Origin of the sequence: Sphingomonas sp. SKA58 (assembly GCF_000153545.1) — a bacterium.
In the GTDB taxonomy this organism is placed as follows: domain Bacteria; phylum Pseudomonadota; class Alphaproteobacteria; order Sphingomonadales; family Sphingomonadaceae; genus Sphingobium; species Sphingobium soli.
In genome coordinates, this window is the sequence record NZ_CH959307.1 from 568,508 (window position 1) to 593,684 (window position 25,177).

The 25,177-nt window shown below is 64.5% G+C and carries 22 protein-coding genes and 1 pseudogene; 13 read left to right on the plus strand and 10 right to left on the minus strand.

What is annotated here, in order from left to right:
* Nucleotides 1-26 precede the first annotated feature (26 nt).
* The 4 genes from rpmH to SKA58_RS12145 form a co-directional block, all read right to left on the minus strand.
* Nucleotides 27-161 (minus strand): 50S ribosomal protein L34, encoded by a 135-nt coding sequence (gene rpmH / locus SKA58_RS12130; RefSeq protein ID WP_021227954.1) that lies wholly within the window; start codon nt 159-161, stop codon nt 27-29.
* 146 nt (nt 162-307) lie between these two features.
* Complete coding sequence (locus SKA58_RS12135) at nt 308-1,075, minus strand: DsbA family protein (protein WP_050763035.1); 768 nt, start codon at nt 1,073-1,075, stop codon at nt 308-310.
* Nucleotides 1,076-1,077: 2 nt separating this feature from the next.
* Entirely contained in the window at nt 1,078-2,427 is a 1,350-nt protein-coding gene (locus SKA58_RS12140) for a M48 family metalloprotease (RefSeq protein WP_037543096.1), read from the minus strand.
* 123 nt (nt 2,428-2,550) lie between these two features.
* Nucleotides 2,551-5,286 carry an Rne/Rng family ribonuclease gene (locus SKA58_RS12145; RefSeq protein ID WP_009822734.1) on the minus strand — a complete coding sequence of 912 codons (2,736 nt, stop codon included), beginning with the start codon at nt 5,284-5,286 and terminating at the stop codon, nt 2,551-2,553.
* Between the two features lie 522 nt (nt 5,287-5,808).
* On the opposite strand from SKA58_RS12145, the gene SKA58_RS12150 reads away from it, so the two are divergent.
* On the plus strand, nt 5,809-7,086 hold the full coding sequence (locus SKA58_RS12150; RefSeq protein ID WP_037543531.1) for an N-acetylmuramoyl-L-alanine amidase: 1,278 nt from the start codon (nt 5,809-5,811) through the stop codon (nt 7,084-7,086).
* A gap of 62 nt (nt 7,087-7,148) precedes the next feature.
* Nucleotides 7,149-9,692: a penicillin-binding protein 1A gene (locus tag SKA58_RS12155; protein WP_009822736.1), complete on the plus strand. Its 2,544-nt coding sequence runs from the start codon at nt 7,149-7,151 to the stop codon at nt 9,690-9,692.
* A 28-nt stretch (nt 9,693-9,720) separates the two neighbouring features.
* Here SKA58_RS12155 and SKA58_RS12160 read toward each other — a convergent pair whose 3' ends face one another.
* On the minus strand, nt 9,721-10,566 hold the full coding sequence (locus tag SKA58_RS12160; RefSeq protein ID WP_009822737.1) for a class I SAM-dependent methyltransferase: 846 nt from the start codon (nt 10,564-10,566) through the stop codon (nt 9,721-9,723).
* Nucleotides 10,567-10,699: 133 nt separating this feature from the next.
* On the opposite strand from SKA58_RS12160, the gene SKA58_RS12165 reads away from it, so the two are divergent.
* The 3 genes from SKA58_RS12165 to SKA58_RS12175 all read left to right on the plus strand — a co-directional run bounded on the left by SKA58_RS12165 (nt 10,700) and on the right by SKA58_RS12175 (nt 13,406).
* Complete coding sequence (locus SKA58_RS12165; RefSeq protein WP_009822738.1) at nt 10,700-11,107, plus strand: DoxX family protein; 408 nt, start codon at nt 10,700-10,702, stop codon at nt 11,105-11,107.
* Nucleotides 11,108-11,175: 68 nt separating this feature from the next.
* Nucleotides 11,176-13,224, plus strand: a complete 2,049-nt coding sequence (locus SKA58_RS12170) for a carbon starvation CstA family protein (RefSeq protein WP_037543100.1) — start codon at nt 11,176-11,178, stop codon at nt 13,222-13,224.
* Nucleotides 13,221-13,406, plus strand: a complete 186-nt coding sequence (locus tag SKA58_RS12175) for a YbdD/YjiX family protein (protein WP_037543102.1) — start codon at nt 13,221-13,223, stop codon at nt 13,404-13,406. Before SKA58_RS12170 ends, SKA58_RS12175 begins: the two co-directional genes overlap by 4 nt.
* A 170-nt stretch (nt 13,407-13,576) precedes the next feature.
* Here the strand turns inward: SKA58_RS12175 and SKA58_RS12180 are convergent, their stop codons facing one another.
* Together SKA58_RS12180 and SKA58_RS12185 are read right to left on the minus strand one after the other, a co-directional pair.
* Nucleotides 13,577-14,494 (minus strand): XdhC family protein, encoded by a 918-nt coding sequence (locus SKA58_RS12180; RefSeq protein ID WP_037543535.1) that lies wholly within the window; start codon nt 14,492-14,494, stop codon nt 13,577-13,579.
* A 64-nt stretch (nt 14,495-14,558) separates the two neighbouring features.
* A complete protein-coding gene (locus SKA58_RS12185; RefSeq protein ID WP_009822742.1) occupies nt 14,559-15,227 on the minus strand; it encodes a S24 family peptidase in 669 nt (222 codons plus the stop codon).
* Nucleotides 15,228-15,340: 113 nt separating this feature from the next.
* Between SKA58_RS12185 and SKA58_RS19505 the strand changes: the two are divergent.
* Nucleotides 15,341-15,524 (plus strand): annotated as a pseudogene (locus tag SKA58_RS19505) (hypothetical protein).
* Complete coding sequence (locus tag SKA58_RS12190; RefSeq protein ID WP_009822744.1) at nt 15,521-15,892, plus strand: hypothetical protein; 372 nt, start codon at nt 15,521-15,523, stop codon at nt 15,890-15,892. The pseudogene SKA58_RS19505 and the gene SKA58_RS12190 overlap by 4 nt, the downstream one beginning before the upstream one ends.
* A gap of 9 nt (nt 15,893-15,901) precedes the next feature.
* On the opposite strand, the gene SKA58_RS12195 is transcribed toward SKA58_RS12190, so the two are convergent.
* Both SKA58_RS12195 and SKA58_RS12200 read right to left on the minus strand, forming a co-directional pair.
* Nucleotides 15,902-16,810 carry a hypothetical protein gene (locus tag SKA58_RS12195; RefSeq protein ID WP_009822745.1) on the minus strand — a complete coding sequence of 303 codons (909 nt, stop codon included), beginning with the start codon at nt 16,808-16,810 and terminating at the stop codon, nt 15,902-15,904.
* A 54-nt stretch (nt 16,811-16,864) separates the two neighbouring features.
* Nucleotides 16,865-18,091, minus strand: a complete 1,227-nt coding sequence (locus SKA58_RS12200) for a TIGR04063 family PEP-CTERM/XrtA system glycosyltransferase (RefSeq protein WP_009822746.1) — start codon at nt 18,089-18,091, stop codon at nt 16,865-16,867.
* A 204-nt stretch (nt 18,092-18,295) separates the two neighbouring features.
* On the opposite strand from SKA58_RS12200, the gene SKA58_RS12205 reads away from it, so the two are divergent.
* The gene (locus SKA58_RS12205) at nt 18,296-19,660 is read left to right on the plus strand and encodes a putative O-glycosylation ligase, exosortase A system-associated (protein WP_037543536.1); all 1,365 of its coding nucleotides are present in this window, start codon (nt 18,296-18,298) and stop codon (nt 19,658-19,660) included.
* A gap of 8 nt (nt 19,661-19,668) precedes the next feature.
* Complete coding sequence (locus SKA58_RS12210) at nt 19,669-20,376, plus strand: hypothetical protein (protein ID WP_009822749.1); 708 nt, start codon at nt 19,669-19,671, stop codon at nt 20,374-20,376.
* On the opposite strand, the gene SKA58_RS12215 is transcribed toward SKA58_RS12210, so the two are convergent.
* Nucleotides 20,336-20,890 (minus strand): type 1 glutamine amidotransferase domain-containing protein, encoded by a 555-nt coding sequence (locus SKA58_RS12215; protein WP_009822750.1) that lies wholly within the window; start codon nt 20,888-20,890, stop codon nt 20,336-20,338. The genes SKA58_RS12210 and SKA58_RS12215 overlap by 41 nt on opposite strands.
* A gap of 103 nt (nt 20,891-20,993) precedes the next feature.
* Here SKA58_RS12215 and SKA58_RS12220 point away from each other — a divergent pair, with 103 nt between their 5' ends.
* From SKA58_RS12220 to SKA58_RS12235, 4 genes are all read left to right on the plus strand, one after another.
* Nucleotides 20,994-22,001 (plus strand): DNA topoisomerase IB, encoded by a 1,008-nt coding sequence (locus tag SKA58_RS12220; RefSeq protein WP_009822751.1) that lies wholly within the window; start codon nt 20,994-20,996, stop codon nt 21,999-22,001.
* 88 nt (nt 22,002-22,089) lie between these two features.
* Nucleotides 22,090-23,256 (plus strand): mechanosensitive ion channel family protein, encoded by a 1,167-nt coding sequence (locus SKA58_RS12225; protein WP_009822752.1) that lies wholly within the window; start codon nt 22,090-22,092, stop codon nt 23,254-23,256.
* 79 nt (nt 23,257-23,335) lie between these two features.
* A complete protein-coding gene (locus tag SKA58_RS12230; RefSeq protein WP_009822753.1) occupies nt 23,336-23,725 on the plus strand; it encodes a hypothetical protein in 390 nt (129 codons plus the stop codon).
* Between the two features lie 135 nt (nt 23,726-23,860).
* Entirely contained in the window at nt 23,861-25,153 is a 1,293-nt protein-coding gene (locus SKA58_RS12235; RefSeq protein ID WP_037543105.1) for a class I SAM-dependent methyltransferase, read from the plus strand.
* Nucleotides 25,154-25,177: the final 24 nt, after the last annotated feature.

Below are 25,177 nucleotides of genomic sequence, written 5' to 3' on the forward strand. Positions count from 1 at the left end.
CGCGACAGGCTGATCCGACGATGATGTCAGGCGCAGAGATTCTTGCGGCCGCGGGCGCGACGGGCGCGCATCACATTGCGGCCGCCGGGGGTCGCCATGCGGGCGCGGAAACCGTGACGGCGCTTCCGAACCAGATTGCTCGGCTGAAAGGTGCGCTTCATCGTTCATTCCTCAAAAACAACAAGAGAATCGGGTGTGACAAAAAAGGGCCGCTTACGCAGCGGCCGCCAGTCAGGGGGCGTCCGATAGGGAAAAGGGATGGGGAAGTCAATGGCGGGAAGGCAGGCAGTCCGGCAATCGGTATGACTTACTTGCCGCGCGCCGTTGCCACACCTTCCTTGAGCGCGTCATAGCCGACCGCGCCGCTCAGCACCTGATCGCCGATGACGAAAGTGGGCGTGCCGGTCGCCTGCAATTTCTGGGCGAGCGCGATGTTCGACTGGATTTCCGAATCATATTTGCTGGACGCCATCGCCGCTTCGGCATCCGCCTTGCTGATGCCGGCCTTGGCCGCTGCGGCGAGGATGGTGTCGCGCGTCACGCGCCCGGCGGCGTAGAGCGCCTTGTGATAGGGCATATACTGGCCGCGCTCGGCCGCGAGCAGCGACACCTTGGCCGCGTCGCCGCTTTCTTCCGACAGGATCGGCAGTTCACGATAGACGACCTTCACCTTCTTGTCCGACCCCACCAGCTTGCCAAGGTCGGGTAGCGAGGCACGGCAATAACCGCAGGCATAGTCGAAAAATTCGACCACGGTGACGTCAGCGTCCGCCGCCCCTTCCCATGCGCCGGCATAGGGGGTTTCGAGCGCGCTGCGGCTGGCGTCGATCACGCTGGAGAGGCGCTTGGATTGCAGCTTCTCGATCGCCTGTGGAATGATTTCGGGATGCTCCAGAATATAATCATGGACGATCTGCTCGATCGCGGCCTTATCGGTCGCGCCGACGCTGGCGGGAGCCTGAACGGCGAGCGCGGCGCCGGCAGCGGCGGCGATGAAGGCGAAGGCGCCAAGGGTCATCTGGATGGTCCTGTTGGAAAGGGCCGCGCGAAAGCTCGGCCGGTTCTGATCTGTCATTGCTATCTTTTCTTCCGCTGCTGCTCGACCGCGGCGCGCGAGGTCATGGCGATATCCTGCGCGCGCAGATAGTCAACCGTGCCGGGCTGCAATCCCTGCACCGCCAAGTCGGCGCTGCGCAGCGCCAGATTATGATCGCCCATCATCGCATAGCGTTCCGCCGTGGCGAGAGCGGCGCGCGGCGTGTCGCCGCGCCGCTCGTAAACGACACCCAGCTGATACCAGGCAAAGGGATTTTCGCGGTCACGCTGCACCGCCACGCGCAACACCTGTTCGGCCTCCGCGAAATTGGCCGGGTCCTCGGTCGCGATGAGCGCGTGAGAAAGAAGCACGGAAATCAGCGGCTGATTGGTGATCTTCACCGCTTCGCGCAGCGGCGCGATCGCGTCAGCGGGCCGCCCGCTCTCCAGCAGGATCTGGCCCTTCAATTCCAGGAAATAGGGATCATGCGGCGCGGCGGCGAGCAACGCATCGGCCTCGGCCAGCGCCTTTTGCGGATAGGCGCTTTTGTGCCAGGCATAGGCCCGGGCATAATGGGCGGGGAGCGACTGATCGCTTTCGGGATATTTGATGAGCGTTTGCTGCGGTTCGGACACGAAGCCGATCAGCTTCGCCTTGATCCGCTCGAACCGCGCCTCCAGCTGCGGGTCGACCGGTCTGTCCCAGGCGGGATCGACCTCATAGACCTCCCGCAGGACGCTGATGCGTTCGCCCGACAGCGGGTGGGTGCGCCCATAGCTATTGTCCTGCGGAATGGCCAAGCGATATTCCTGATTTTGCAGCTTCTTGAAAAATTCAAGGCTCCCCCGGCCACTGATCCCGGCACTGTGGAGATAGCGCGCGCCGGCAAGGTCGGCGGAGCTTTCCTGCGCACGGGAGAAGGCAAGGAATTTGCTCATCGCGGCCTGCTGGCCAAGGCCCATGATGCCCATGCCCGCTTCCGCGCCGCCCGCCGCGATCGCCGCCGCGCCGAGTACCAGGCTGAGCAGGGTGACGCTTGTCGCGTCCTTGATCCCCTCGCCCGAGCGGATGATGTGCCCGCCCTCGATATGTCCCAGTTCGTGCGCGACCACGCCCTGCAACTGGTTCACATTGTCCGCCTGCGCGATCAGGCCGCTATGAACCCAGACATATTGGCCGCCGGCGACGAAGGCGTTGATTTCCGGGTCGTTGATGACGAGGACCTGGACATTTTTCGGCGTCATGCCCGCCGCCTTGACCAGCGGCGCGGACATATCGGCCATGAAGGCTTCGGTTTCGGCATCGCGCAAAATCTGCTGAGCGAGCGCGGGGCGGGTCATCAGCGCAAGCGCCGCCAGCGCAAGAGCCAGAAACTGGAGCAGACGGGCCATCACCCGCCGCCCTTGCCATGGCCGTCCTGAATGCGCCGTGAAGCGCGCCACAAGGAAAAGCGCCGCTGCGCACCGGGGGAACCGGACGGGCAGCGGCGCTTCATATTCCAACTCTTCGCGTGCTTACTGACCGAAGGTGCGCTGCCACCAGCCGCGACGGGGCGCACCATCGGCGTCCTCGCCTGCTGCATCGTCGTCGGCAGCGGCGGCATCGGCTGGCACCGGTTCCGCCGAAGCGGTCGGCTCGGGCTGCGCGACAGGCGCAGCGTCAGCCGGGGCCTGCGGTACAGCTTCGACGGCGGGCTCCGCCGCCTCTGCCTCGACAGCGACCACCTTCTTGCGGCGCGTGCGCTTGGGCTTGGCTGGCGCGGCATCTGCGTCGGCGGCCGGCGCATCTGCTGCCGGCGTATCGGCTTCAGCCGCCGCGCCTTCGCTCGCCACCGCCTTCTTGCGACGCGTGCGCTTGGGCTTGGCCGGTGCGGCATCCGCTTCGGGCGCAGGTGCAGGCTCTTCCGTCGCGACCGGAGCGACTTCGGCCGGAGCCTCGGCCGTTGCCGCTGCTTCGGCGGTGTCCGAGTCCGCTTTCTTGCGGGCGCGGGGACGGCGACGCGTCTTGGGCGCTGGTTCGGCCGCTTCCTCGCTTACCGGCTCAGCGGCAGGGGCTTCTTCGGCGACCGGTTCTGCAACCGCTTCCTCGGCGTCGGCCGGGGCCGTTGCATCGTCCTGCTCGATCGCGGCGGTTTCGCCCGCTTCGCGCCGACGGCGGCCACCGCGACGACCACGACGGCCGCGACGGCGCGCACCGCCTTCTTCACCATCGGCATCGCCCGCGTGCGCGGCGACATCGCGATCCTCGGCTTCATCGCCGTCCTCGGCGTCGGTCTCGTCACCGGACTCATTATCGTCCGTTTCCGCTTCGGAGCCGGCATCGCGCTGGTCCTCGCGCTGGCCGCCCCGGCGACGGCGACGGCGACGGCGACGGCGGCCGCCTTCGCGATCCTCGTCCCCCCTGTCGCCCCGCTCCTCGCGCTCGGCGCTGTCCTCGGCGTCCTCGACCTCTTCGATGTCGTCTTCATCCTCGGGCAGGTCGATATCGTCATCATCCTCGACCAGCGGCGCGTAGGTGACGACACGCTCCGGACGGGGGCCGCTGGCTTCGACCGACATGCGCGCACCCTCAATCTCGCCATCGGGCAGGATTTCGATCCGCACGCCATAGCGCAGCTCGATCTCGTCCAATTCGCGGCGCTTGTTGTTGAGGACGTAGAAGGCCGCTTCCTGGCTGGCGCGCAGGGTGATGAGGTTGCCGCGACCGCGCGCCGCTTCCTCCTCCAGCATGCGCAGCGCGCTGAGGCCCGCTGACGACGCCGTGCGGACAAGGCCGGTGCCCTCGCAATGCGGACATTGGCGGGTGGAGGCTTCCAATACGCCGGTGCGCAGCCGCTGGCGGCTCATTTCCATGAGGCCGAAGCCGGAAATGCGGCCGACCTGGATGCGGGCGCGATCGTCCTTGAGCGCCTCCTTCATCGCCTTTTCGACCTTACGGATGTTGGAGTTCATCTCCATGTCGATAAAGTCGATGACGACGAGGCCCGCCATGTCGCGCAGGCGCAGCTGGCGCGCGATTTCGCGCGCAGCTTCCAGATTGGTGGCGACGGCGGTCTGCTCGATGCCATGTTCGCGCGTCGACCGGCCGGAGTTGATGTCGATCGACACCAGCGCCTCGGTCGGGTTGATGACCAGATAGCCGCCCGATTTGAGCTGGACGACAGGGTTGTACATCGCCGCCAGCTGATCCTCGACACTGGCGCGCTGGAACAGCGAGACAGCGTCGGCATATTGCTTCACGCGCCGGGCATGGCTCGGCATCAGCAGCTTCATGAAGTCCTTGGCGGCCTTGTAGCCATCCTCGCCCTCGACGATGACTTCCTCGATATCCTTGTTGTAGATGTCGCGGATGGCGCGCTTGATCAGATCGCTATCATTGTGGATCAGCTCGGGCGCCGACGCCTGGAGCGTCTTTTCGCGGATCTCGTCCCACAACCGCGCGAGATAATCGAAGTCGCGCTTAATTTCGGGCTTGGTGCGCTGAAGTCCCGCAGTGCGCACGATGCAGCCCATGGAGGAGGGCAGGTTCATCTCCGCGATGATGGTCTTCAACCGCTTGCGATCGGCGGCGTTGCTGATCTTGCGGCTGATGCCGCCGCCATGCGACGTGTTGGGCATGAGCACGCAATAGCGGCCCGCCAGCGACAGATATGTGGTCAGCGCCGCACCCTTGTTGCCGCGCTCTTCCTTGACGACCTGCACCAGCAACACCTGGCGGCGCTTGATGACGTCCTGGATCTTGTAACGGCGACGCAGGGCCATGCGCTTGCGACGCAGTTCGTCCGCAGCATCGTCGCCATTCTTCCCGCGCTTGCGGCGGCCACCCTTGGCGGCTTCGGGCGCCGGGCTTTCGGCATCCGCCTCGGCCGCGTCCTCATCCTCATGATGATGAGTCGCCTCGACCAGCTCGACGCCGTCCTCGCCCGCGTCCTCGTCATCCTCGATCTCGGCGCGCAACGCGGCCTCTTCCTCGGCATGGGCGCGCTCTTCCTGCAGCAGCGCCTCACGGTCCTCGCGCGGGATCTGATAATAATCGGGGTGAATTTCGCTGAAAGCCAGGAAACCGTGACGGTTGCCGCCATAATCGACGAAGGCGGCCTGGAGCGAAGGCTCCACGCGCGTCACCTTGGCGAGATAGATATTGCCCTTGAGCTGCTTGTGCTCGGCCGATTCGAAATCGAACTCCTCGATCCGGTTACCTTTGACGACCGCGACCCGGGTTTCTTCCCGGTGGCGCGCATCGATCAGCATACGCATTGTCATTTATAAGTCTCCGGCGTGCGCGGGCTGCGGCGTGAAGCCGCGCCGCCACGCGATAAGAAAAGAATGCCGGCCGGCGCGCGCCATCGGGCGCGGCGCAGGCAAGCATCCGGTTTTGAAGGAAAATCTGCGCGTCTGCTGCATCGGCAGGGCCGGACAAGGCGCCGGGCCGCACCATCCACACCGCCATGCCCGTTACCGGGGCAAGCGTGGATGGAAAATCATGCCTCATGCAGCGTCAACCTGTTCTGTCTCGCCCGCACAACAGCGGGCGCTCGTCTGACCTGAAGACTGACCGAACATACGGCAATTCTTGCAGGAATGGGAATGGTTAGCAGTCAATAGCCCGGGCGGCAACGGTTGGTCGAAATATTATGCCTTTGCGCCGCCTCCGCCATCGGCGTCCTGCGCCAGCATGGTGAAGATGTCGTTAACCAGCTCATTTTACCGGGTTAAAAGAAGGCGATGCTTAATCGGGTGTTCAGCGTGGGGACGCTGGACGGGTCAACGTCGATGATATTTGGCTGGACGGCCGACAGGCCTGCGGTGCACAAGCGGCGCATGTTGCAGAGCCTTGCCCTGGCAAGCATTCTTCTTTCCTCCCCCGGCCAGGCGGGCGGCATCGCCGGCGTCGATGTGCAGGGGGACCGGGTGGTGGTGCGTTTCGATGAGCGGGTGGAGGGCGCGTCCGCCTTCTTGCTCGACGGACCGCAGCGCATCGCCCTTGATATCGATGGCGCGCAAACGGGGCGCTTTCCCTTTTCGCCGGGCAATGGCGCGGTGGCGAGTGTTCGTCAGGGACAATTGAGCCCGGAACGCGCGCGGGTGGTGCTCGACCTTGCCAGCCCGGCGACGCTGGCCGACGCGCGCATCGCGCCGGACGGCAAATCGCTGAGCTTCGCGATCCAGGGCGTAAGCGACAGCCGCTTTCGTAGCGAACTGGGCCGCGGCCGCATGGCGTTCGACGCGCCGGCCGACATGGCCGCGCGCCCGCAAAAGCGGCTGCATTCGATCACCGTGCCGATCCCGCCCGCCGCGCGCGGCGTCGCCCTGCCCCCGGTGCAGGGCGTCAATGACGGCGCGCGTCCGCTGGTGGTGATCGACGCGGGCCATGGCGGCCATGATCCCGGCGCGATCAACAAGGATAATGGCAAACGCGAAAAGGATGTGACGCTGGCGATCGCGCAGGCGATCCGCGACCAGCTGGTCAAGGGCGGACGGGTGCGCGTCGCGCTGACGCGGGACGATGATCGCTTCCTGGTGTTGCAGGAACGCTATGGCATTGCGCGCAAGATGGGCGCGGACCTGTTCATTTCGATCCATGCCGATGCCGCGGAAAACACCGACGCGCATGGCGCGACGGTCTACACATTATCGGAAACCGCGTCGGACCGGGAAGCCGCGCGCCTGGCCGCGCGCGAGAACAAGGCCGACATCATCAACGGCGTCAATCTGGGCGGCCAGTCGGGCGATGTGTCGTCGATCCTGATCGACCTGACACAGCGCGAATCGCTGAATATCTCCTCCAGTTTCGCACGGCTGCTCCAACGCGAAGCGTCGCCCTTTGTACCCTTTCGCAGCGCCTATCATCGCTTCGCGTCGCTGATGGTGCTCAAGGCGCCGGACACGCCGTCGATCCTGTTCGAAACCGGCTATATCAGCAATGAAGCGGACTCCGCCTTCTTGTCCTCACGCGAGGGTCAGCAAAAAATCGCGCGGGGCGTTGCAAAGGCGATCGAAGTGCATTTCGCGCGCAAGCTCGCGATGAGCGGCGTGGCGGCGGGCGGCTGATGGCGCGGCCCGTCGAAACGCCACTGGCCTTGGCGGCGATTTGACCCTAGAGCCTCTTCCCCATGGAAGAGGCCCATTCCGATACCGCCCCGACATCCTTTGCCTATCGCCTGCGCCGTGACGCGGGCGGCGCCATGGCGCGGCTGCGGCCGCTATGGGGCCGGCGGCTGTTCCGCTGGCTGGCGGTCCTGCTGGGCGGCTTCCTGCTCGCGATCTTCCTGTTCTGGCTGATTTTCGCGCGCGGCCTGCCCGATGCGGCGACCCTGCTGGAATATGAGCCGCCGCTGCCCACCATGGTGCGCGACATCAACGGGCAGCCGGTGCACAGCTACGCCCGCGAACGGCGGGTGCAGTTGCAATATAGCGATTATCCCGCGCTGCTAATCCGCGCCTATCTGGCCGCCGAGGACAAGACGTTTTTCGAGCATCATGGCGTTGATTTTCCGGGCTTTGCCGGCGCCGTCGCCGACTATGTCAGCAAGCTGGGGTCGGGCCAGCGCGCGCGTGGCGGATCGACCATCACGCAGCAGGTGGCCAAGAACCTGCTGATCGGCGACGAATATTCGCCCACGCGCAAGGTCAAGGAGATGATCCTGGCCTGGCGCATGGAAAATGTCCTGTCCAAGCAGCAGATATTGGAACTCTACCTCAACCAGATATTCCTTGGCCGCAACGCCTATGGCGTGCAGGCGGCGGCGCGCGCCTATTTCGACAAGGATGTCGCCGACCTCAGCCTGCCTGAAATGGCCTATCTGGCGATCCTGCCCAAGGGGCCGGCCAATTATCGCCCCGAAAGCGAAACCGGCCACGCCCGCGCGATCGAACGGCGCAACTGGGCGCTGGGCGAAATGGAGCGCAATGGCTGGATCTCCGCCACGCAGCGCGCGCAGGCGCAGGCGCAACCCCTGGGCACCGTCACTGTGCGCGGATCGAGCTTCGACGCGCGCGCAGGGGGCTATTATATGGAAGAGGTGCGCCGTCGCCTGATCGACCGCTTCGGTGAAAAGGCGCAGGACGGCCCCAATAGCGTCTATGCCGGTGGCCTGTGGGTGCGCAGCCCCTATGATCCCGTGGCGCAGGAACGCACCAAGGATGCGCTGCGCAACGGATTGCTGCGCTTTGGCGCGGGGCGCGGCTGGTCTGGTCCGGTGGGGCATATCGATCCCGACCGGGGCTGGGAGCGTGAACTGGCCGCCAGCTATGTCGGCGTCGATTATGAGGGCTGGCGCATCGCCGTCGTCATCGATCGATCATCGTCCCAGGCGCAGATCGGCTTTTCGGACGGCAGCACCGGCACCCTGCCCGCGTCGCTGGCGCAGACGCCCTATCGCCGAACCGGCGGCCCCGCCTTTTCCGCGTTGAAGGCCGGCGACCTGATTGTCGTGGCCAAGAATGGCGATGACTGGGCTTTGCGCACCGTCCCGGAAGTGTCAGGCGGCATGGTGGTGCAGGAAGTGCATTCCGGCCGTATTCGCGCGATGCAGGGCGGGTTCGATTCGCGCCTCTCCTCCTATAACCGCGCGACGCAGGCGCAGCGCCAGCCCGGCTCCACGATCAAGCCCTTCGTCTATGCCGCCGCGCTGGACAATGGCATGACGCCCGCGTCGATCATCGTCGATGGGCCGCTGTGCGTTTACCAGGGCGCGGGGCTGGGGCAGAAATGCTTCCGCAACTTTTCCGGCGGCAGCGCCGGGCCGCAAACCATGCGCTGGGGCGTCGAGCAATCGCGCAACCTGATGACGGTGCGCGCCGCCAGCCAGACCGGCATGGACCGGGTCGTGCGCACGATCAAGGCGATGGGAATTGGCGATTATCAGCCCTACCTCTCCTTCGCGCTGGGTGCGGGCGAAACAACGGTCGAGCGGATGGTCAATGCCTATGCGACGCTGGCCAACCAGGGAAAACAGAATCCGTCCAAGGTCATGGATTATGTGCAGGACCGGCGCGGCAGGGTGATCTGGCCCGAACGCTGGCGCCCGTGCGACGGGTGCAACATGGCCAATTGGGACGGAAAGCCCATGCCACGCTTCGGTTTTGAAGGGCGGCAGGTGATGAACCCGATGACCGCCTATCAGGTCGTGCATATCGCCGAGGGCGTGGTGCTGCGCGGCACCGCCACCGTGCTGGCTGATCTCAAGCGCCCGCTGTTCGGCAAGACCGGCACCACCAACGGCCCCACCAATGTCTGGTTCGTGGGCGGATCGCCCGACCTGGTTGCGGGAGTCTATGTCGGCTATGACAAGCCCCGGAGCCTGGGCGGATGGGCGCAGGGCGGCCGGATCGCCGCGCCGATCTGGAAGGCGGCGATGGCGCCGATCCTGGAAACCATGCCCAAGACGCCCTTTGTCGCGCCGGCGGGCATCCGCATGGTCACGATCGACCGTCGTTCGGGCAAGCGCGTCTATGGCGTGTGGCCAACCAACGATCCCAAACCCGCGGTCATCTGGGAAGCGTTCAAGCCCGAAACCGAGCCGCGCCGGTCGATCCGCAAGGAAGAGGCCGAAGCGCAGGCGAAGGCGGCCGATGCCAAGGCGGCAGCCGCCGTGGCGCGCGGGCGGCAGCGTACCGACGCCGACTTCCTGCAGGATCAGGGCGGGATTTACTGACGGGCGCCTTCGTGCGGAGGCGCCCGCTTCATTTGTACAGGATCGTGTCGGAACCGGACACCATGAGCTGGGACAACTCATATCCCGGCGGCGCATCCGTCAGGTCGTGCTGGCGGCTGATGAGCGTCCATATGTCGCGCGAAAAGCCCGCCGCCTTGACGTCGCGGTAGAACATGTCTGCCGAATAGCGGTTCAGCGTGAGATATTCCTTCCACATATGACCCAGGATCAGGTTGGGGTGCACAACCGACTGCTCGTGTGCCGTCTTTTCAATGATGGCGCGCATCGCCGCCCTGTCATGCGTCAGATGCGCGAAAGGCACGGGGACGAAATCCGACAGGTGACTGCCGAAATAGGAATGGAACCAGGGGAAAACCTTGATGAAGGCGACCCCGCCTGTCCTGAGCACGCGCTTGATTTCGGCCAGCACGGCGGGGACATCGGCGACATGCTCCATGACGCCCCAGCAGAATATGATGTCGAAATGCGCGTCCGGAAACGGCATGGATTTGCCGTCATAGACGACAGCGGTGACACGATCCCTGAAATTGGCGGCGTCGGGGAAACCGCCATCGACCAGGGTCTTGAGGCTTTTGTCCGGGTCCGGCGTGGTGATATCCAGACCGATGACCTGCTCGGCGCCGCGCGAGGCGAGGCCATAGGTCATCAGCATCTCGCCGCACCCCAGGTCCAGGATGCGTTTCCCCTCCAGACTGCCGATGGCCGCGACAAATTCGTCGACGACGCCGACATAATGGTTGCGGACCCATTCGTTCATGTCCGGCAGAAAACTGATATCGTCGTCACTGCTCTTTTGCTGGTCGGGAACGGGCTGTCGCTCTGTTTTCGCTTCACCACCCTTGAATTTGCGCACAATATGGCGTCGTATCGATGATAGTCGCAATCGTCATTCCTTCGTGACCCGCCAAAGACAGCCGGACAATACAGACATGTCCCTGCCAGCCCCAGCATTATGAACGATATGCCTTTTTTCCGATCGGGATGAAATGATCGCTGACAGCCGCCCCCGCCGGATCGCCCGCGCCGTCCTGGCATTGGCCTATCTGATCGCAGGGGTAGCGCATTTGCGTTCGCCAGGGGGATTCATCGCGATCACACCCGACTGGGTGCCCTATCCAGCCACTGTCATCTGGCTGACCGGCATCGCCGAAATCGCCGGGTCGATAGGCCTGATGCTGCCACCCTTTCGCCACGCTGCGGGCATCGGACTGGCGCTTTATGCGCTGTGCGTATGGCCGGCCAATATCCATCATGCGCTCAGCGACATTCCGCTGAACGGCGTGCACCTGAGTTGGTGGTATCATGGACCGCGGCTGGCGCTGCAACCGGTCATCATCTGGTGGGCGCTGTGGGTGAGCGACGTCATCGACTGGCCATTTGCGCGGCGGCGCTAAGGCGGTTGTCTTTGCCGCCCGCCCCCCTAGGGTGAGGCCAAAGTCCTGAACAAGCGGAGCAAGGCGGCGTGACCCGGCATATTCCCTGGATAGTGACAGCCATTATCGGCGTCGTGGCCCTGACCGTCGTGGCGATGTCACGGGGGGAAAGCGTCAACGCCCTGTGGATCGTCGTCGCAGCGGTCAGCTGCTTTCTGGTCGCCTATCGCTATTATGCGCTGTTCATCGCCCGGCATGTCATGCGGATAGATCCTGCACGGCCCACCCCCGCCGTGCGGCGCGCCGATGGCCTGGATTATGTCGCGACCGACCGCACCGTCCTGTTCGGCCATCATTTCGCGGCGATCGCGGGCGCCGGGCCGCTGGTAGGGCCCGTGCTCGCCGCCCAGATGGGCTATCTGCCCGGCACGCTGTGGATCATCTTCGGCGTGGTGCTGGCCGGCGCGGTGCAGGATTTCATGGTCCTGTTCATTTCCATGCGCCGCGACGGCAAGTCGCTGGGCGAACTCATCCGCATGGAGATGGGCCAGGTTGCCGGCACGATCGCCCTGTTCGGCGCGTTCATGATCATGGTCATCATTCTGGCCGTGTTGGCGCTGATCGTGGTCAAGGCGCTGGCCGAAAGCCCCTGGGGCATGTTCACCGTTGCGGCCACCGTGCCGCTCGCCATGGCAATGGGCGCCTATACACGCTGGATCAGGCCGGGCCGGATCGGCGAGGTGTCGGTGCTGGGCCTCATTGGCCTGATCGCCGCGATCATGTACGGACAGGCGGTTGCGCAATCTCCGACCTGGGGGCCGGCCTTCACCTTCACGCCGATACAGCTTTGCTGGATCCTGATCGGCTATGGCGCGGTGGCGTCCGTGCTGCCTGTCTGGCTGTTGCTCGCGCCGCGCGACTATCTGTCGACCTTTCTCAAGATCGGGGCAATCGCCGCGCTCGCCATCGGCATCGTCATCATGGCGCCGCCGCTCCAGATGCCGGCGCTGACGCGATTCGTCGCCGGCGACGGGCCGGTCTGGGCCGGTGGTCTGTTTCCCTTCTTGTTCATCACCATCGCCTGCGGCGCGGTGTCGGGATTTCATGCGCTGATTTCCAGCGGGACCACCCCCAAGCTGATCGCCAGCGAAGGCGATGCGCCCATGATCGGCTATGGCGCGATGCTGATGGAGGCGTTCGTGGCGATTATGGCGCTGGTCGGCGCGTCGATCCTGGACCCGGGCGTGTATTTTACCATGAACAGCCCGACGGCTTTGATCGGCACTGACGCCGCCAGCGCGTCCGCCGCCGTCACCGCCATGGGTTTTCCCATATCGGCCGATACCATCACCCAGACAGCGCGGGATGTGGGCGAACATACGATCATCAGCCGCGCGGGCGGCGCGCCGACGCTGGCCGTGGCCATGGCGGAAATCTTCAGCCATGTCGTAGGCGGGCCGACAATGAAGGCCTTCTGGTATCATTTTGCCATCCTGTTCGAAGCGCTGTTCATCCTGACAGCCGTCGACGCGGGCACGCGGGCGGGTCGCTTCATGTTGCAGGATCTGATCGCCCTTGTCGTCCCGGCCTTCAAGCACAGCGACAGCCACATGCCCGGCATCATCGCCACTGCCCTGTGCGTCGCGGCCTGGGGGTTTTTCCTCTATCAGGGCGTCACCGATCCGCTGGGAGGGGTGAATACCTTGTGGCCGGTGTTCGGCATTTCGAACCAGATGCTGGCGGCGATTGCGCTGATGCTGGGCACCGCCGTGCTGTTCCGCATGAAGCGGGACCGGTTCGCCTGGGTGACGATGCTGCCAACCGTCTGGCTGCTGATCTGCACATTGTCGGCAGGCTGGCTCAAGCTGTTTTCCGCTGATCCCAAGGTTGGTTTCCTGGCGCATGCCGCGAAATTCAGCGAAGCGGCAGAAGCCGGCACGCTGCTTAGCCCGGCGAAATCCATGGGCGAGATGCAGCGCATCATCTTCAACGATCGAATCGATGCCGCGTTGGTGGGCCTGTTCCTGGCGGTTGTCCTTGCGATCCTCTATTTCACCGTCCGCACCTGTATCGCGGCCCGGCGCAGCGCCGCCCCTACGGCATGGGAGATCCCGGCCAGTCTGGCACCGGCGCGATGACGGGGTTTATCAAAAAGCTGCGGCAGGCGGCCCATATGATGGTTGGCATCCCCGATTATGATGCCTATCTGCGCCATATGGCCGATCATCACCCCACCAAGCCGGTGATGGACCGCACCAGCTTTTTCCGAGACCGGCAGCAAGCCCGTTATGGAGGACGCAATGGAGGCCGGTGCTGCTAATCTTGCAATTATATTACAAAGATTTGCAATTTTACGAATATAAAGTTTAATAGATTGCCTGTTTTTCTATTGCTGTTTCCCGGCGCTCTGATACGGGGCGGCCGTCACTGGTGCCCGACAGCTTCAGGACACGCCCCCTGCCCATCCCTTGCGGCGGGGGGCGCCCATCCCTAACCCTTTGCATTGAAACCCGCAATCATGCCTGCCGTGATTGACAGGGCGATTTCTGCGGGACCGATCGCGCCGATATCCAGCCCTGCCGGGCCGTCGATTCGCGCAAGCGCATCCGCGTCAAACCCCGCGGCGGTCAACCTGTCGAGCCGCGCCGCATGGCTGCGCCGCGAACCCAGGGCGGCGATATAGCCGGTCGGTGCGTTCAACGCGGCCGTCAGCGCGGGGTCGTCGATCTTGATGTCATGGCTGAGCGTCACGACCGCCGTCGATTCACCGGGATGGCGCGCGGCAATGGCGTCATCGGGCCAGCGATCGTCCAGTTCCACGCCCGGAAACCGCTCCGCCGTCAAGAAGCGCCCGCGCGGATCGATCACGACCGGGGCAACCCCGATCGCCTGGGCCAGGGGAACCAGCGACTGGGCGATCTGCACCGCGCCGACGATCAACAGGCGGCGCGGCGGATCGTAGCGGTTGAGGAATGCGCCCTCCCCATCGCCCTCGCGCGTCTGGCCAGTGGCAAGATCGGTGGCCAGCGTCGCAGCCCGTCCCACTGCGCTGGCCTTCGCCACCACGTCGAACAGATGGGGCGGAAAGCCTGCGTCCGATACCGGCTGCACCAGCACTGCGATCTCGCCGCCGCACGGCAAGCCGACATCCCAGGCATCGCCGTCCGCAACGCCATAGCGATGCACATGCGCGGGCCGGCCGGCAATGACCTCCGCTGCGCGTTGCAACACGTCGGTTTCCACGCACCCGCCCGAAATGCTTCCTTCCAGTCGGCCATCCTGGTGCACCAGCATATGGCTGCCACGCGGGCGCGGCGCGGAACCCCAGGTGGAAATCACGGTCGCCAGTGCCATCGGCGCGCCGCGCCATTCGATCGCCTTGCGAATCACCGCGCCATTGTCGTTCAAAACATCCTGCTCCCGGTTCGTGCCCAGCATCGCGCTGCCGCCAAGCAATGGGGATGAAGCGGGGCTAGTGCAAGCGCCGGCCCGTCCATACGACGCGTCCGACGATGTCGACCAGTGTCGGGTCGATGTCGGTCCAGTCGGGATAATGGGCATTGTCGCTCAAGACGCTGAACCGACCCCGCAGCGGCCCCATGGCGATGCGCTTCACCATCAATACGCCATCCAGCCGCAGCACATAGACGCCATCGCGCAACCGGTCGGCGTCATCATCATGATCCACCATGATGTCGTCCCCGTCGCTCAGCGTCGGCGCCATCGATTCGCCATCGACGCGAATGATCGAGACGCGCTGCGGCCGCACCCCCAGATGGCGGAGCCAGCGCGCGTCGAAGGCCATGACGCCGGCCGTACGCTCATCGTCATCCAATGTGCCGCCGCCGGCCGACGCACCCAGCGCCAGCCGCGGAACGGAAACGACGGCGGGCAGACCGCGACCGCGCACGGGCGCAGGAGCGGCGGACGCCACCCCCCCCAGCATATCTTCCGACACGCCGAAATAGCGCGCCAAAACACGCCGATCATCCTCGTCCAACTTGCGCGGCGTGCCACGCTTGATGAACTGCTGAATATAAGCGGCGTTGCGGCCGATCAGGCGGGACAGATCCGCATAATTGTCCCCCCGGTCGGCAATCAGCCGATCCAGTGTGGCACGCGCGTCCTGCGATTGATCCATATTCAGTCCATTACCGTAGGAATTTAAATAGACAAGTAGGAAATTGGAAATGAAGATAGGATTTCACCTATCGACTTACCAACACGAGTCGACAACAAGGGGAAACGAAACAGATGCTTTTGCCGGTCATTGAACGATTCCTGCGTCACATGACATGCCGCCAACGCGCTTTGGTCGCAGTAGCGCCCGCGATCCGCGGCTGGTGTTTGACTGCGGCGCGGCCGCGAACCGGGAGCGCGACTAACGAGGCGCGTGGAACATTTCATGAACACTTATCGCAGGAGCCATGGCCAATGACAAGCATGGATGCACATTTCGGCCGCCCCAATCTGCTCCGAAATAAAGATATCCGCCGCCGTGGGGCCGATCCGCTGCCGCTTCTGCTGGCGCAATTACTGCTGAGGGCAGGCCGTCCGACGGTGATCGATCGCACGACCAGCCGTCCATGGGCCAGCGCCTTGTTCGAAGGGCAGCGCCATACGATCTGGCTGCGCTTCAGCGGCGCGGAAGCGCAGAAACAAAAAGATCGGCTGCTCGCTGGTCTGGACGACGCGGAATGGACCCTACCCGGCCATTTCGTGGCAGACATCGCAGTCGATGGCGAAGGGGTTGCGGATGAGGATGTCTGGGTCCGGTTGTCGGCCCTGACCATCCGCGACTGGTAGCCGCGCGGATCAGCGCCGCCGTTCCGCCATCGTGCGCAAGGTGCCGAGCGCCGCGCGCAAGGCTTCGTCCGCGTCAGGTGCGACGCTGTCGCGCACCGGCACGGCCGGTGCTACCGGCATGTCGGCCAGCACGGGCGCAGGGGTGACGCGGCGGCGGGACGCCAGGCCCCGTTCCAACCGATCGGTCAGTTCGGCGACCGACAGGCCATGCGTGGGCAGCGGTAGCGGCGCGGGCCGGGCTGCCTCGACCGGCTCGTGATCGGCAGGTTCATCGTCCCGAAGCACTGCGGGCTGTTCTGTATCCGCCCGGAACGCGGGCGGTTCGGCTGTCGGCTCGGCTAGACCAACCGGGCGCGCAAAGGCCGGGATGGGTTGATCCTCTTTCGCCATGTCATCCGGCGAACGCGCGGCAAAACCCTGCATCGGCACGACAGAGCGCGCCTCTGGCTCGGGCGCGACGACCAGGGGGCGGCGCTTGGCGTCGGGCCGGGCAAAAATCTCGACCCCGTCAAAATCGCGGCTGGCGAAGATGGGCGGACGCGGCGGCGCGTCGGGATGCGCGTCGGCGCGGCGAAGCGCCGGGGCCTCCGCCACACCGGTCGGCGTGGCGCGGCCCCGCGCAAGGGCTGTCAGCTTGGAAAAGGCGAAACCCATCTGTCTTGCTCCTTGGGCGCTCAGCGGTCGCCCGTCCGTATCCCGTTCATCCTCGGCCTGGCGCGGATCGCGGATCGCCGCGACAGCCCCTGTAATCAACAGCCCCACAAACCCGGCCATCATCAGCCGCGCCGTCACCCCGAGTGGCGGCGCGGCTGCCGGCACCGCTTCGCTCAGGCCACTCGAGGCCACCAGCATTTCCAACAGGCCGACCGGCGTCGCCAGCAAGGCGACAGCGGCAGCGACGCCTGCCAGCGCCGCCATTGCCGTTCCCCGTCTGGCGCTCGCCCTGTTCAACCTCTCGACCTTCGTTTTCGTTCACGCCGCCGCGCGACTCTCACGCGACCGTGCTAGCAACAGTTGGTAAACAGGTTCGTAACGCAGAATATTGGATGACCAGTTCCGTTCACGCTCGACATAGGCGCGCGCGACCCGGCGGCGTTCATCCCATTGCGCGCGATCGGCGAACAGGGCGGCAAGCGAATCGGCGATCGCCGCCGGATCGTCGGGGGCGAACAACATGCCCGTCACCCCGTCCTCAATCAGTTCGCGATGACCGCCGACATCGGAAGCAGCCACCAGCCTGCCCTGGGCCATCGCCTCCAGCGGCTTGAGCGGCGTCACCAGATCGGTCAGCCGCATCGCCTTGCGGGGATAGGTCAGCACATCGACCTGCGCATAATAATGTTCGACCTGATCATGCGGCACGCGGCCGACGAAGGCGATATGATCGGCGAAGGGCGACGCCATCGCCTGCGCGCGCAACGCCTGCTCCATGGGTCCGCCACCGACCAGCAGCAGCTTTGCCTGCGGCCGCGCGCGCACGAGTCGCGGCATGGCGGCGATCAGGTCGCCCAGCCCCTCATAATCATAGAAGCTGCCGATGAAGCCGACCACGTCCGCGCCGTTCAGCCCCAGCTTTGCCGTCAGGCCAGGATCGCGCGGCACCGGCGCCCCGAACTGATCCATATCGACGCCATTGGGCGACACGATGATCTTGGACGGATCAATGCCGCGCGCGACAAGATCGCCGCGCAGGCCTTCGCATATCACCGCGACCGCATCGGCATCCCGCACGGCGCGGGTTTCCAGCTGTCGCGTCAGCCAATATCGGGGGCTGCCTTCCCGCCCCGTGCCGTTGCCGACCGCCGCATCCTCCCAGAAAGCGCGGATTTCGTAGATCATCGGAATGCCGTGCCGCCGCGCGACGCGCTGCGCGGCGATGGCGTTCAGGACCGGCGAATGCGCATGAATCACATCGGGCCGCCATCGCTGCACCAGAGCCTCGATCGCTTCGGTATGGGCGGCGAGATCGCGCCACTCGCGCACCAGTGCATTGCCCGCCGCCGGCGTTCCAGGCGTGCGGTGAAAGACCAGACCGTCCACCATCTGCTCATCCGGTCCGGCGGCGCTATGCCGCCGCCCCGTAATCCCGCGCACATCCCACCCTTTGGCGATCTGCGCACGCAGGATCGCCCGGGTCCGGAACGTATAGCCGCTGTGCATCGGCAGACTGTGGTCCAGCACATGAAGAATGCGAGTCATAGCCGGTCCTGTCTGCGGCAAAAGGTTTAACGGCCCGTCAACTCTGTCAGGCTAGGACACAGGTCCCGAAGCGATAATGCAAGCGAGCCATGATAGACACTTTGTCCCTGTTGATCAGCCATGGCGTCATCCTGCTCGCCGCCTGGCGGCTTTTGCCGCGTGCCGATCTGGATCGCGATCCGCCGGCGCAGGAGCCGCATGGCGATGCGTGACCTGTTCTTCATCGCGTTCCTTGGCCTGTTCGGGTTGATGGGGCTGCGGCGGCCGTTCCTGCTGGTCGCGGTCTATGCCTATATCGACATCGTTTCGCCGCAGCGACTTTCCTATTTCCTGCTCAATTCGATTCCGATTTCCGCAATCGCCTTTGCGATGATGGTGGGCGCATGGCTGCTGGTCGATGACAAGAAGGATTGCCGTTTTTCCGCGCGGCAGGGATTGATGCTGCTGCTGCTCGCCTGGTGCGGCTATACCACGCTGACGGCCGATTTCCCGGTCGAGGCACTGACCAAATGGAATTGGGTGTGGAAGGCGATCATCGCGGGCGTCTTCCTGCCGCTGGTGCTGCGCACGAGGCTGCGGATCGAGGCGCTGGCCCTGTTCATGGTGCTGTGCGCCAGCACGATCATCATCAATGGCGGCATGAAGACGGCCCTGTCGGGCGGCGGCTATGGCGTGCTCAACCTGATGGTTGAAAATAACAGCGGCCTCTATGAAGGCAGTATCATATCCTGCGTCGCGATCTCGCTGATCCCGCTGATCCTGTGGCTGTCGAAACATGGCACGGTCTTCCCGCCCGACTGGAAGGTGAAGATGTTTTGCTACTGCCTGTGCCTCGCTTGCCTGCTGATGCCGGTCGGGACAGAGGCGCGCACCGGCCTTGTCTGCATCGTCATTCTGGCCGGGCTGATGCTGATGCGTTCGAAGCGCAAATTTGTTTACGGCCCGCTGATGCTGCTGGCGGCGCTGATCTCCATCCCCTTCCTGCCGGCCAGCTTCACGCAGCGGATGCAGACCATCGAAAATCACCAGGGGGATGAAAGCGCCTCTACCCGGGTCGCGGTGTGGATGTGGACGCTCGATTATGTGAAGGAGCATCCGGGCGGGGGCGGCTTCGACAATTATCTGCAGAACAGCTTTACCTATTTCGCGCAGAGCACGGTCACGGACAGCGGCGGCACGCGAGTCGAGCGGCGGTTGGTGACGGACCGGGGCCGCGCCTATCATAGCGCCTATTTCGAACTTTTGGGCGAGCAGGGCTATTTCGGCTTTGCGGTGTGGGCGTTGCTGCACCTCATCTGCTTCATCCGTACCGAAGCGATCCGCCGCGCCTATCGCAAGCGTGATGGCCCGGACGATGCCTGGGTCGCGCCCTTCGCGCTGGCGCTGCAACAGGGCCACATCATCTACATGATCGGATCGCTGTTCGTGGGCATCGCCTATCAGCCCTTCATCTTCATGATGCTGGCATTGCAGATCGGGCTCGACACCTATCTGACGCGCAAGCGCAAGGCGGCGGCCAAACAGCAACTGGACAGAGCCATCGCTCAGGGCAACGGGGCGATGGCGTGAGGGGCGATATGACGCCGCTCACCGCGGCACACGGACTGCTGCTTGGCCTGTTCCTGGCCTTGCCATGGCTGGGGCGGAGCGAATGGCTACCCTGGGGTGCGGAGGTGCTGTTCCTGGTCGGCGGATTTCAGGTGCGGGTGGCGGATCGGCGCTGGAACGCGCGTGGCAGCGCACTGGACTGGATCAGCCATATCCGCATGGCCCCGGCGCGGCTGCTGCCCTGGGGCGCAATGGCGATCATTGCCGTAATCGCGCATCGCCCGCAGGATGCGCAGGCGATAGCACTGGTAGCGATCCTGAGCGAAACGCTGGTCTATCCGGCCTGCGTTCGCCTGCTGGGCAAAACGACCCGCGCCATCGCCGGCGCACTTCTGCTGATACTGTTGGCGACGCTTGGGATGATGGACGGCAGCAATGCCCGCTTCGCCCTGTCATTCATCGCGGGCGTCGCGACCGGTATCCTCTGGCTTCGGGGACCGGACGGCGACCTTAGGACGACCATGCTGGCCATCACAAGTGTCGCCATCGCTGTCGGCGTGGCAGTCACAGTTCCTCAACTGCTGCCGCTCGCGTGGCCGTTGACGGCCATCAGCGCGACATTGGCGCTGGCGCATCTGTCGATGCTACGCCGCCGCCCCATGCCGTGGCAATCAGGCGGCGACGCTATCCGTCGATTCAGGCGGGGACCGCAGCCCCTTGCGTCACCGCCTTCTTGAAGGCGTCGACAAAGGCGGGGATGTCGTCCGGGTTCCTGCTGGTGATCAGATTGCCGTCGACCACGACTTCCTGATCGACGACCTGCGCGCCGGCATTGGCAAGATCGGTACGCACGGACGGCCAGGACGTGACGGTCTTGCCATCGACGGAGTCTGCTTCGACCAAGAGCCAGGGACCGTGACAGATGGCGGCGACGGGCTTGCCCGATGCGACAAAGTCGCGGACGATGCGCACCGCGCGCTCATTGGTACGCAGCGTGTCGGGATTGGCGACGCCGCCGGGCAGCACCAGCCCGTCATAGTCCTCGATCTTGACGGACTCCAAGGTCATGTCGGGCGTGATCGTATCGCCCTTTTCATCATGCTGCATGCCCTGGATCGGATCAGTGGCGGGCGACGCGAGCGTGACCTTCGCACCGGCGTCGATCAGCTTCTGGCGCGGCTCGAACAATTCGGACTGTTCAAACCCGTCGGTGGCGACGATCAGGATGCGGCTCTGCTCAATGGCTGGCATAAATCTCTCCTTCGTTTGGGGTGAAATCCTTCAACGGGCGAGCGCCCGCGGGGTTGCGGAACGAAGCGATGAACGGCGGGTTTTGCGGCATGAGAAGGAAAATATGGCCCAGTCCGCACTCGTCCACACGAATGATACAAGCCCCGGCATCACGCGACGCGCGCTCAAACGCGGATGGGCCTATTATGATGGTGATGGGCAGCGAATCACCGACCGGGACGAAATCGACCGGCTGAACGCCATCGCCCTGCCCCCCGCCTATCGCGACTGCTGGTTCTGCGCCTCCCCCTTTGGCCATATCCAGGCGACGGGATATGACGACAGGGGACGCAAGCAATATCGCTATCATCCCGATTTCCGCGCAGCGCAGGAGGCGGCGAAATATGCCGGCTGCCCGGACTTCGGCCGCGCCCTGCCCAGGTTGCGCGCGCAGCTGGACAGCGACCTGTCGAAGCGTGGCCTGCGCAAGGACCGCACGATTGCCGCCGTCGTCCGTCTGCTGGATCTGGCCAAGCTGCGCGTGGGCAATGAACATTATGCCACCACCAACAAGAGTTTCGGCGCCACAACGCTGCGGCGGCGCCATTTTGACATCGCCGGACGCAAGATCATGCTGCGCTATCGCGCCAAATCGGGCCAGGATCGGGAACTGGCGGTGACGGATACGCGGCTGCTGCGCTTCGTGCGGCAGGTGCAGGACCTGCCCGGCCAGCATCTGTTCCAATATCTGGATGAAGACGGCGACGCCCGTCCGATCAATTCGTCCGACGTCAACGCCTATATTGCCGAGGCCATGGGCGCGCCCTTTACGGCCAAGCATTTCCGCACCTGGGGCGCGTCCGTCATCGCGTTCGAACAGCTTGCGACCGGCCCGGTGTCGCTCAAGGCAATGATCGCGCCGGTCGCTGAAGCGCTCGGCAACACGCCGGCGATCAGCCGCAAATCCTATATCCATCCCGCCCTTATCGCCTTGTGCAAGGATGACCAGGAGGATTGGCGCAGCACGCTGCGTCTGCCGCGCCGCACCCGCTATCTCTCCCGCATGGAACGGGGCCTCATCGCCTTCCTCGACGACATCGCCGATTGTAGCCCATTGGCCGCAGCGGCTTGAACCCGACCACCGTCATGCTCTACCCCCGGAGCTAAACCGGCGGGTCCGCGATCCGCCTCGATATTCCAGCCAGCAAGACAGGACAGGCATGGCCGACGCAAAAGACCCCGCCCTCCCGACAAAAACCATGCGCGCGCCCGACTTTCAGGCGATGTGGAGAGATACGGCCGACTGGTTTGCCGTCCATTATATGCAGATCCTGATCGCCATCGGCGCGGCCGTCGTCATCTATCTGCTGCTCGCCACGCTCAAAGGACTGGGCAAGCGGTACAAGGGCAGCCGCGGTGATACGATCGGCTACACCAATGTGCTGGGCCGGACGGTCGCAAAGACCACGCATTTCTTCATGGTGATGGTGTCCGCCCGGCTGGTGGCGGGTTATGCCGACGCGCCGCCCGTCGTCTATCGCACCATCGTTTTCCTGTTCACCATCGCCACCGTCTTGCAGGGCGCGATCTGGGCGCGCGAAGTCATATTGGGCCTGATCGAACGGCGCACATTGGCGGAGGATGGCCAGGGCGAAACGCTCGCCAATGCCATGGGCCTGATCCGCGTGCTGGTGACGGTGGCGTTGTTCGCGATCGCAGGGATCGTCGTTCTCGACAATCTGGGCGTCAACGTCACCGGCCTGGTCGCGGGCCTTGGCATCGGCGGCATCGCCATCGGCCTTGCCGCGCAGGGAATTTTTTCCGACCTGTTCGCAGCGCTGTCGATCATTTTCGACAAGCCGTTTCGCCGGGGCGAATCCATTTCCTATGACACGACGACTGCCACAGTGGAAAAGATCGGCCTTAAATCGACCCGGCTGCGCGCGTTGACGGGTGAGAAGAAAGTGATTTCCAACGCCAATCTGCTGCAAAAGGAAATCACCAGCTACCACACACTCGACCATCGCCGGCTTAAATTCGCCATCGGCGTCATTTACCAGACCGCCCCGGATGTCGCCGAACAGATCCCCGACATCCTCAAGGGCATCGTCGATGATCTGGGCGGCACCTTCGTTCGGTCCGGCTTTGTCGGATTTGGCGCGTCCAGCCTTGATTTCGAGCTGGAATTCGAAGTCTATCTGCCGGGATGGGACGATATCTACAACATCCGTCACAATATCGGCCTCGCCATCCTGCGTCAGTTCAACGAGCGCGGCATCGAGTTCGCCTATCCGACACAGACGACCTTCACCGCTGCTCCGGACGGCCGGATGATCATGCCCTATGCGGAAGTGCAGCCGGTCAAGCGCGTCGACCTGGAGGGATGACGGCAGTCTGGCGCGCAGGCGACTCGCCTCATCGGCGCGCGCTTGCTGGGGCAAGGCTGACTCCCTAGCGGCCTTGATCATGAAGATCATGCCATTCCTGTTCGCTGCCGCCGCTTTTGCCGCGCCTCAGGCCGCCTTGGCCCAGGGGTTGGGCGCTGAAATCAACTATGGCCGCGCCGACGGTCATTGGGGCACCGAAATCGGGGCGGGCTATGCCTTCGATATGGCCGGTTTCAGCCTGACGCCAGGCGGCGGCGTTTATCTCCGCGATGGCGACACCAAGCTCTATGGGCGGGTGGAAGCGGCCTATACCATCCCCCTGTCAGCAAGGATCGGTGCTGGTGCGCGGATTAGCGGCGATAACATCCGCCCCTACGCCACGGTCGCCATGCCATTGCTGCCCAAGGTTCGGGCCAAGGCCAATGTCGGGCCAAAATATTATGCTGTGGGCCTGACGCTGGGTTATTGAAAGACGACCGCTAAGATACTGTCACAGGCCGGTTGCCTTACTGCAATTGCGTGCCGGATCATCTTGCACCCTATGCGCGCGCCGCATGAACGGGCATAGAGTCGCCGCCTTGCCTGCATCAGGAGATGATTGTCCGTGACGTCCCGTGAGCTTACCGGTTTCCTGCCCCTTGACGACAGGCACTTGACGGACGCGCAATGGTCGCGCCGGCTGTCCGACATGGCGTGGCGCATCGGTTTCGGGGCGATTGGCTGGCCGTGGCTGCTCGCCAGCCTGTCGGGCGGTCGCAAGGCGGACAAGCGGGCCTTGCTTGACGATTTGGGTCTTGCCCATGACGCCCTGCCGCATCTGGGAAGCTGGAAGGCGGATGTCGGCTTTTTACGGCATATTGTTCGGGAAATTGCCCGGCTGCGCCCGGCCCATGTGGTGGAACTAGGCGCGGGCGCGTCATCGCTAGTGGCTGCGCGCGCTTTGCAACTACATGGCGGCGGGCAATTGCACAGTTTCGACCAGCATGGTGGGTTCGTTGATGCGACGCGGCAATGGCTGGGCGACCATGGCCTGTCGGTCGACATTCGCCACGCTCCGCTGACTCAGGACAGCAGCGACTGGCCGGGGCGCTGGTATGCGCTGGACGGGGTGCCGGACCAGATCGACCTCATCATCATCGACGGTCCGCCCTGGAGCGTGCATCCGCTCGTGCGCGGCGCGGCAGACAACCTGTTCGCACGATTGTCCCCCAATGGCGTCGTACTGCTGGACGATGCGGCGCGGCCCGGCGAACGACTGGTCGCGCGCCGCTGGCGACAACGCTGGCCCCATATCGACTTTCGGCTGGTAAAGGACGGGACCAAAGGGACGCTGGTCGGCCGTCGACGCGACACCTCTGTGCCGGTCGCCAATGACAACGACCGCGGCCGGACCTGGCGTCATATCCAGCGCGCCGCCGGGATCGCGGCTTTGATCGGCGCGGGTTGGATCGCGCGCGGCGAACTGGGCGAATTTCCGCAGGCCGCGCAGGCAAGCAGTTTCCTCGATGAGGCGGCCGCTTCTCGCCGCGCGGGACTGCTGCGCCAGGCGATGGCGTCGCAGGTGGAAAGCGCAACCCTCAACCCGCAGGAGATCGAGAACGCCACCGGCATCGTCCTGCCCGAACTGCCGCGCGATTGGCGCATTACGGACGTTCAGTTGTTCCCGACGTCCGACAGCCCGGCCATCGCCATGGCGCTGGAAACGCCGCGCGGCGAACATCTGTCCTTTTTCGCCGACCGCGCCGAAACACCGGCCGAGGCCAAGCCCCTGATCGAACGGCGCGCCGCCGACGTCGTCGCCTATTGGGAGGTCGGGAACATGGCCTATGCCCTGACCGGGCAAGCCGCACCGGCGCGGATCATGGAACTGGCCGGGGCCGTCGCGCCGGCGGGCTGAAGGAGCCATTGAGGGCGACAAGGC

Coding starts and splice junctions, on each gene's coding strand:
- SKA58_RS12135 (WP_050763035.1), bottom strand. CDS start 1,075: ATGACAGATCAGAACCGGCCGAGCTTTCGCGCGGCCCTTTCCAACAGG.
- SKA58_RS12200 (WP_009822746.1), bottom strand. CDS start 18,091: ATGACTCGCATTCTTCATGTGCTGGACCACAGTCTGCCGATGCACAGC.
- SKA58_RS12220 (WP_009822751.1), top strand. CDS start 20,994: ATGGCCCAGTCCGCACTCGTCCACACGAATGATACAAGCCCCGGCATC.
- SKA58_RS12165 (WP_009822738.1), top strand. CDS start 10,700: ATGATCGCTGACAGCCGCCCCCGCCGGATCGCCCGCGCCGTCCTGGCA.
- SKA58_RS12190 (WP_009822744.1), top strand. CDS start 15,521: ATGACAAGCATGGATGCACATTTCGGCCGCCCCAATCTGCTCCGAAAT.
- SKA58_RS12205 (WP_037543536.1), top strand. CDS start 18,296: ATGCGTGACCTGTTCTTCATCGCGTTCCTTGGCCTGTTCGGGTTGATG.
- SKA58_RS12175 (WP_037543102.1), top strand. CDS start 13,221: ATGACGGGGTTTATCAAAAAGCTGCGGCAGGCGGCCCATATGATGGTT.
- SKA58_RS12210 (WP_009822749.1), top strand. CDS start 19,669: ATGACGCCGCTCACCGCGGCACACGGACTGCTGCTTGGCCTGTTCCTG.
- rpmH (WP_021227954.1), bottom strand. CDS start 161: ATGAAGCGCACCTTTCAGCCGAGCAATCTGGTTCGGAAGCGCCGTCAC.
- SKA58_RS12195 (WP_009822745.1), bottom strand. CDS start 16,810: ATGGCGGCGCTGGCAGGCGTCGCTGCCGCTGTCGCCTTGCTGGCGACG.
- SKA58_RS12145 (WP_009822734.1), bottom strand. CDS start 5,286: ATGCTGATCGATGCGCGCCACCGGGAAGAAACCCGGGTCGCGGTCGTC.
- SKA58_RS12140 (WP_037543096.1), bottom strand. CDS start 2,427: ATGGCCCGTCTGCTCCAGTTTCTGGCTCTTGCGCTGGCGGCGCTTGCG.
- SKA58_RS12155 (WP_009822736.1), top strand. CDS start 7,149: ATGGAAGAGGCCCATTCCGATACCGCCCCGACATCCTTTGCCTATCGC.
- SKA58_RS12230 (WP_009822753.1), top strand. CDS start 23,336: ATGAAGATCATGCCATTCCTGTTCGCTGCCGCCGCTTTTGCCGCGCCT.
- SKA58_RS12215 (WP_009822750.1), bottom strand. CDS start 20,890: ATGCCAGCCATTGAGCAGAGCCGCATCCTGATCGTCGCCACCGACGGG.
- SKA58_RS12150 (WP_037543531.1), top strand. CDS start 5,809: ATGATATTTGGCTGGACGGCCGACAGGCCTGCGGTGCACAAGCGGCGC.
- SKA58_RS12225 (WP_009822752.1), top strand. CDS start 22,090: ATGGCCGACGCAAAAGACCCCGCCCTCCCGACAAAAACCATGCGCGCG.
- SKA58_RS12185 (WP_009822742.1), bottom strand. CDS start 15,227: ATGGATCAATCGCAGGACGCGCGTGCCACACTGGATCGGCTGATTGCC.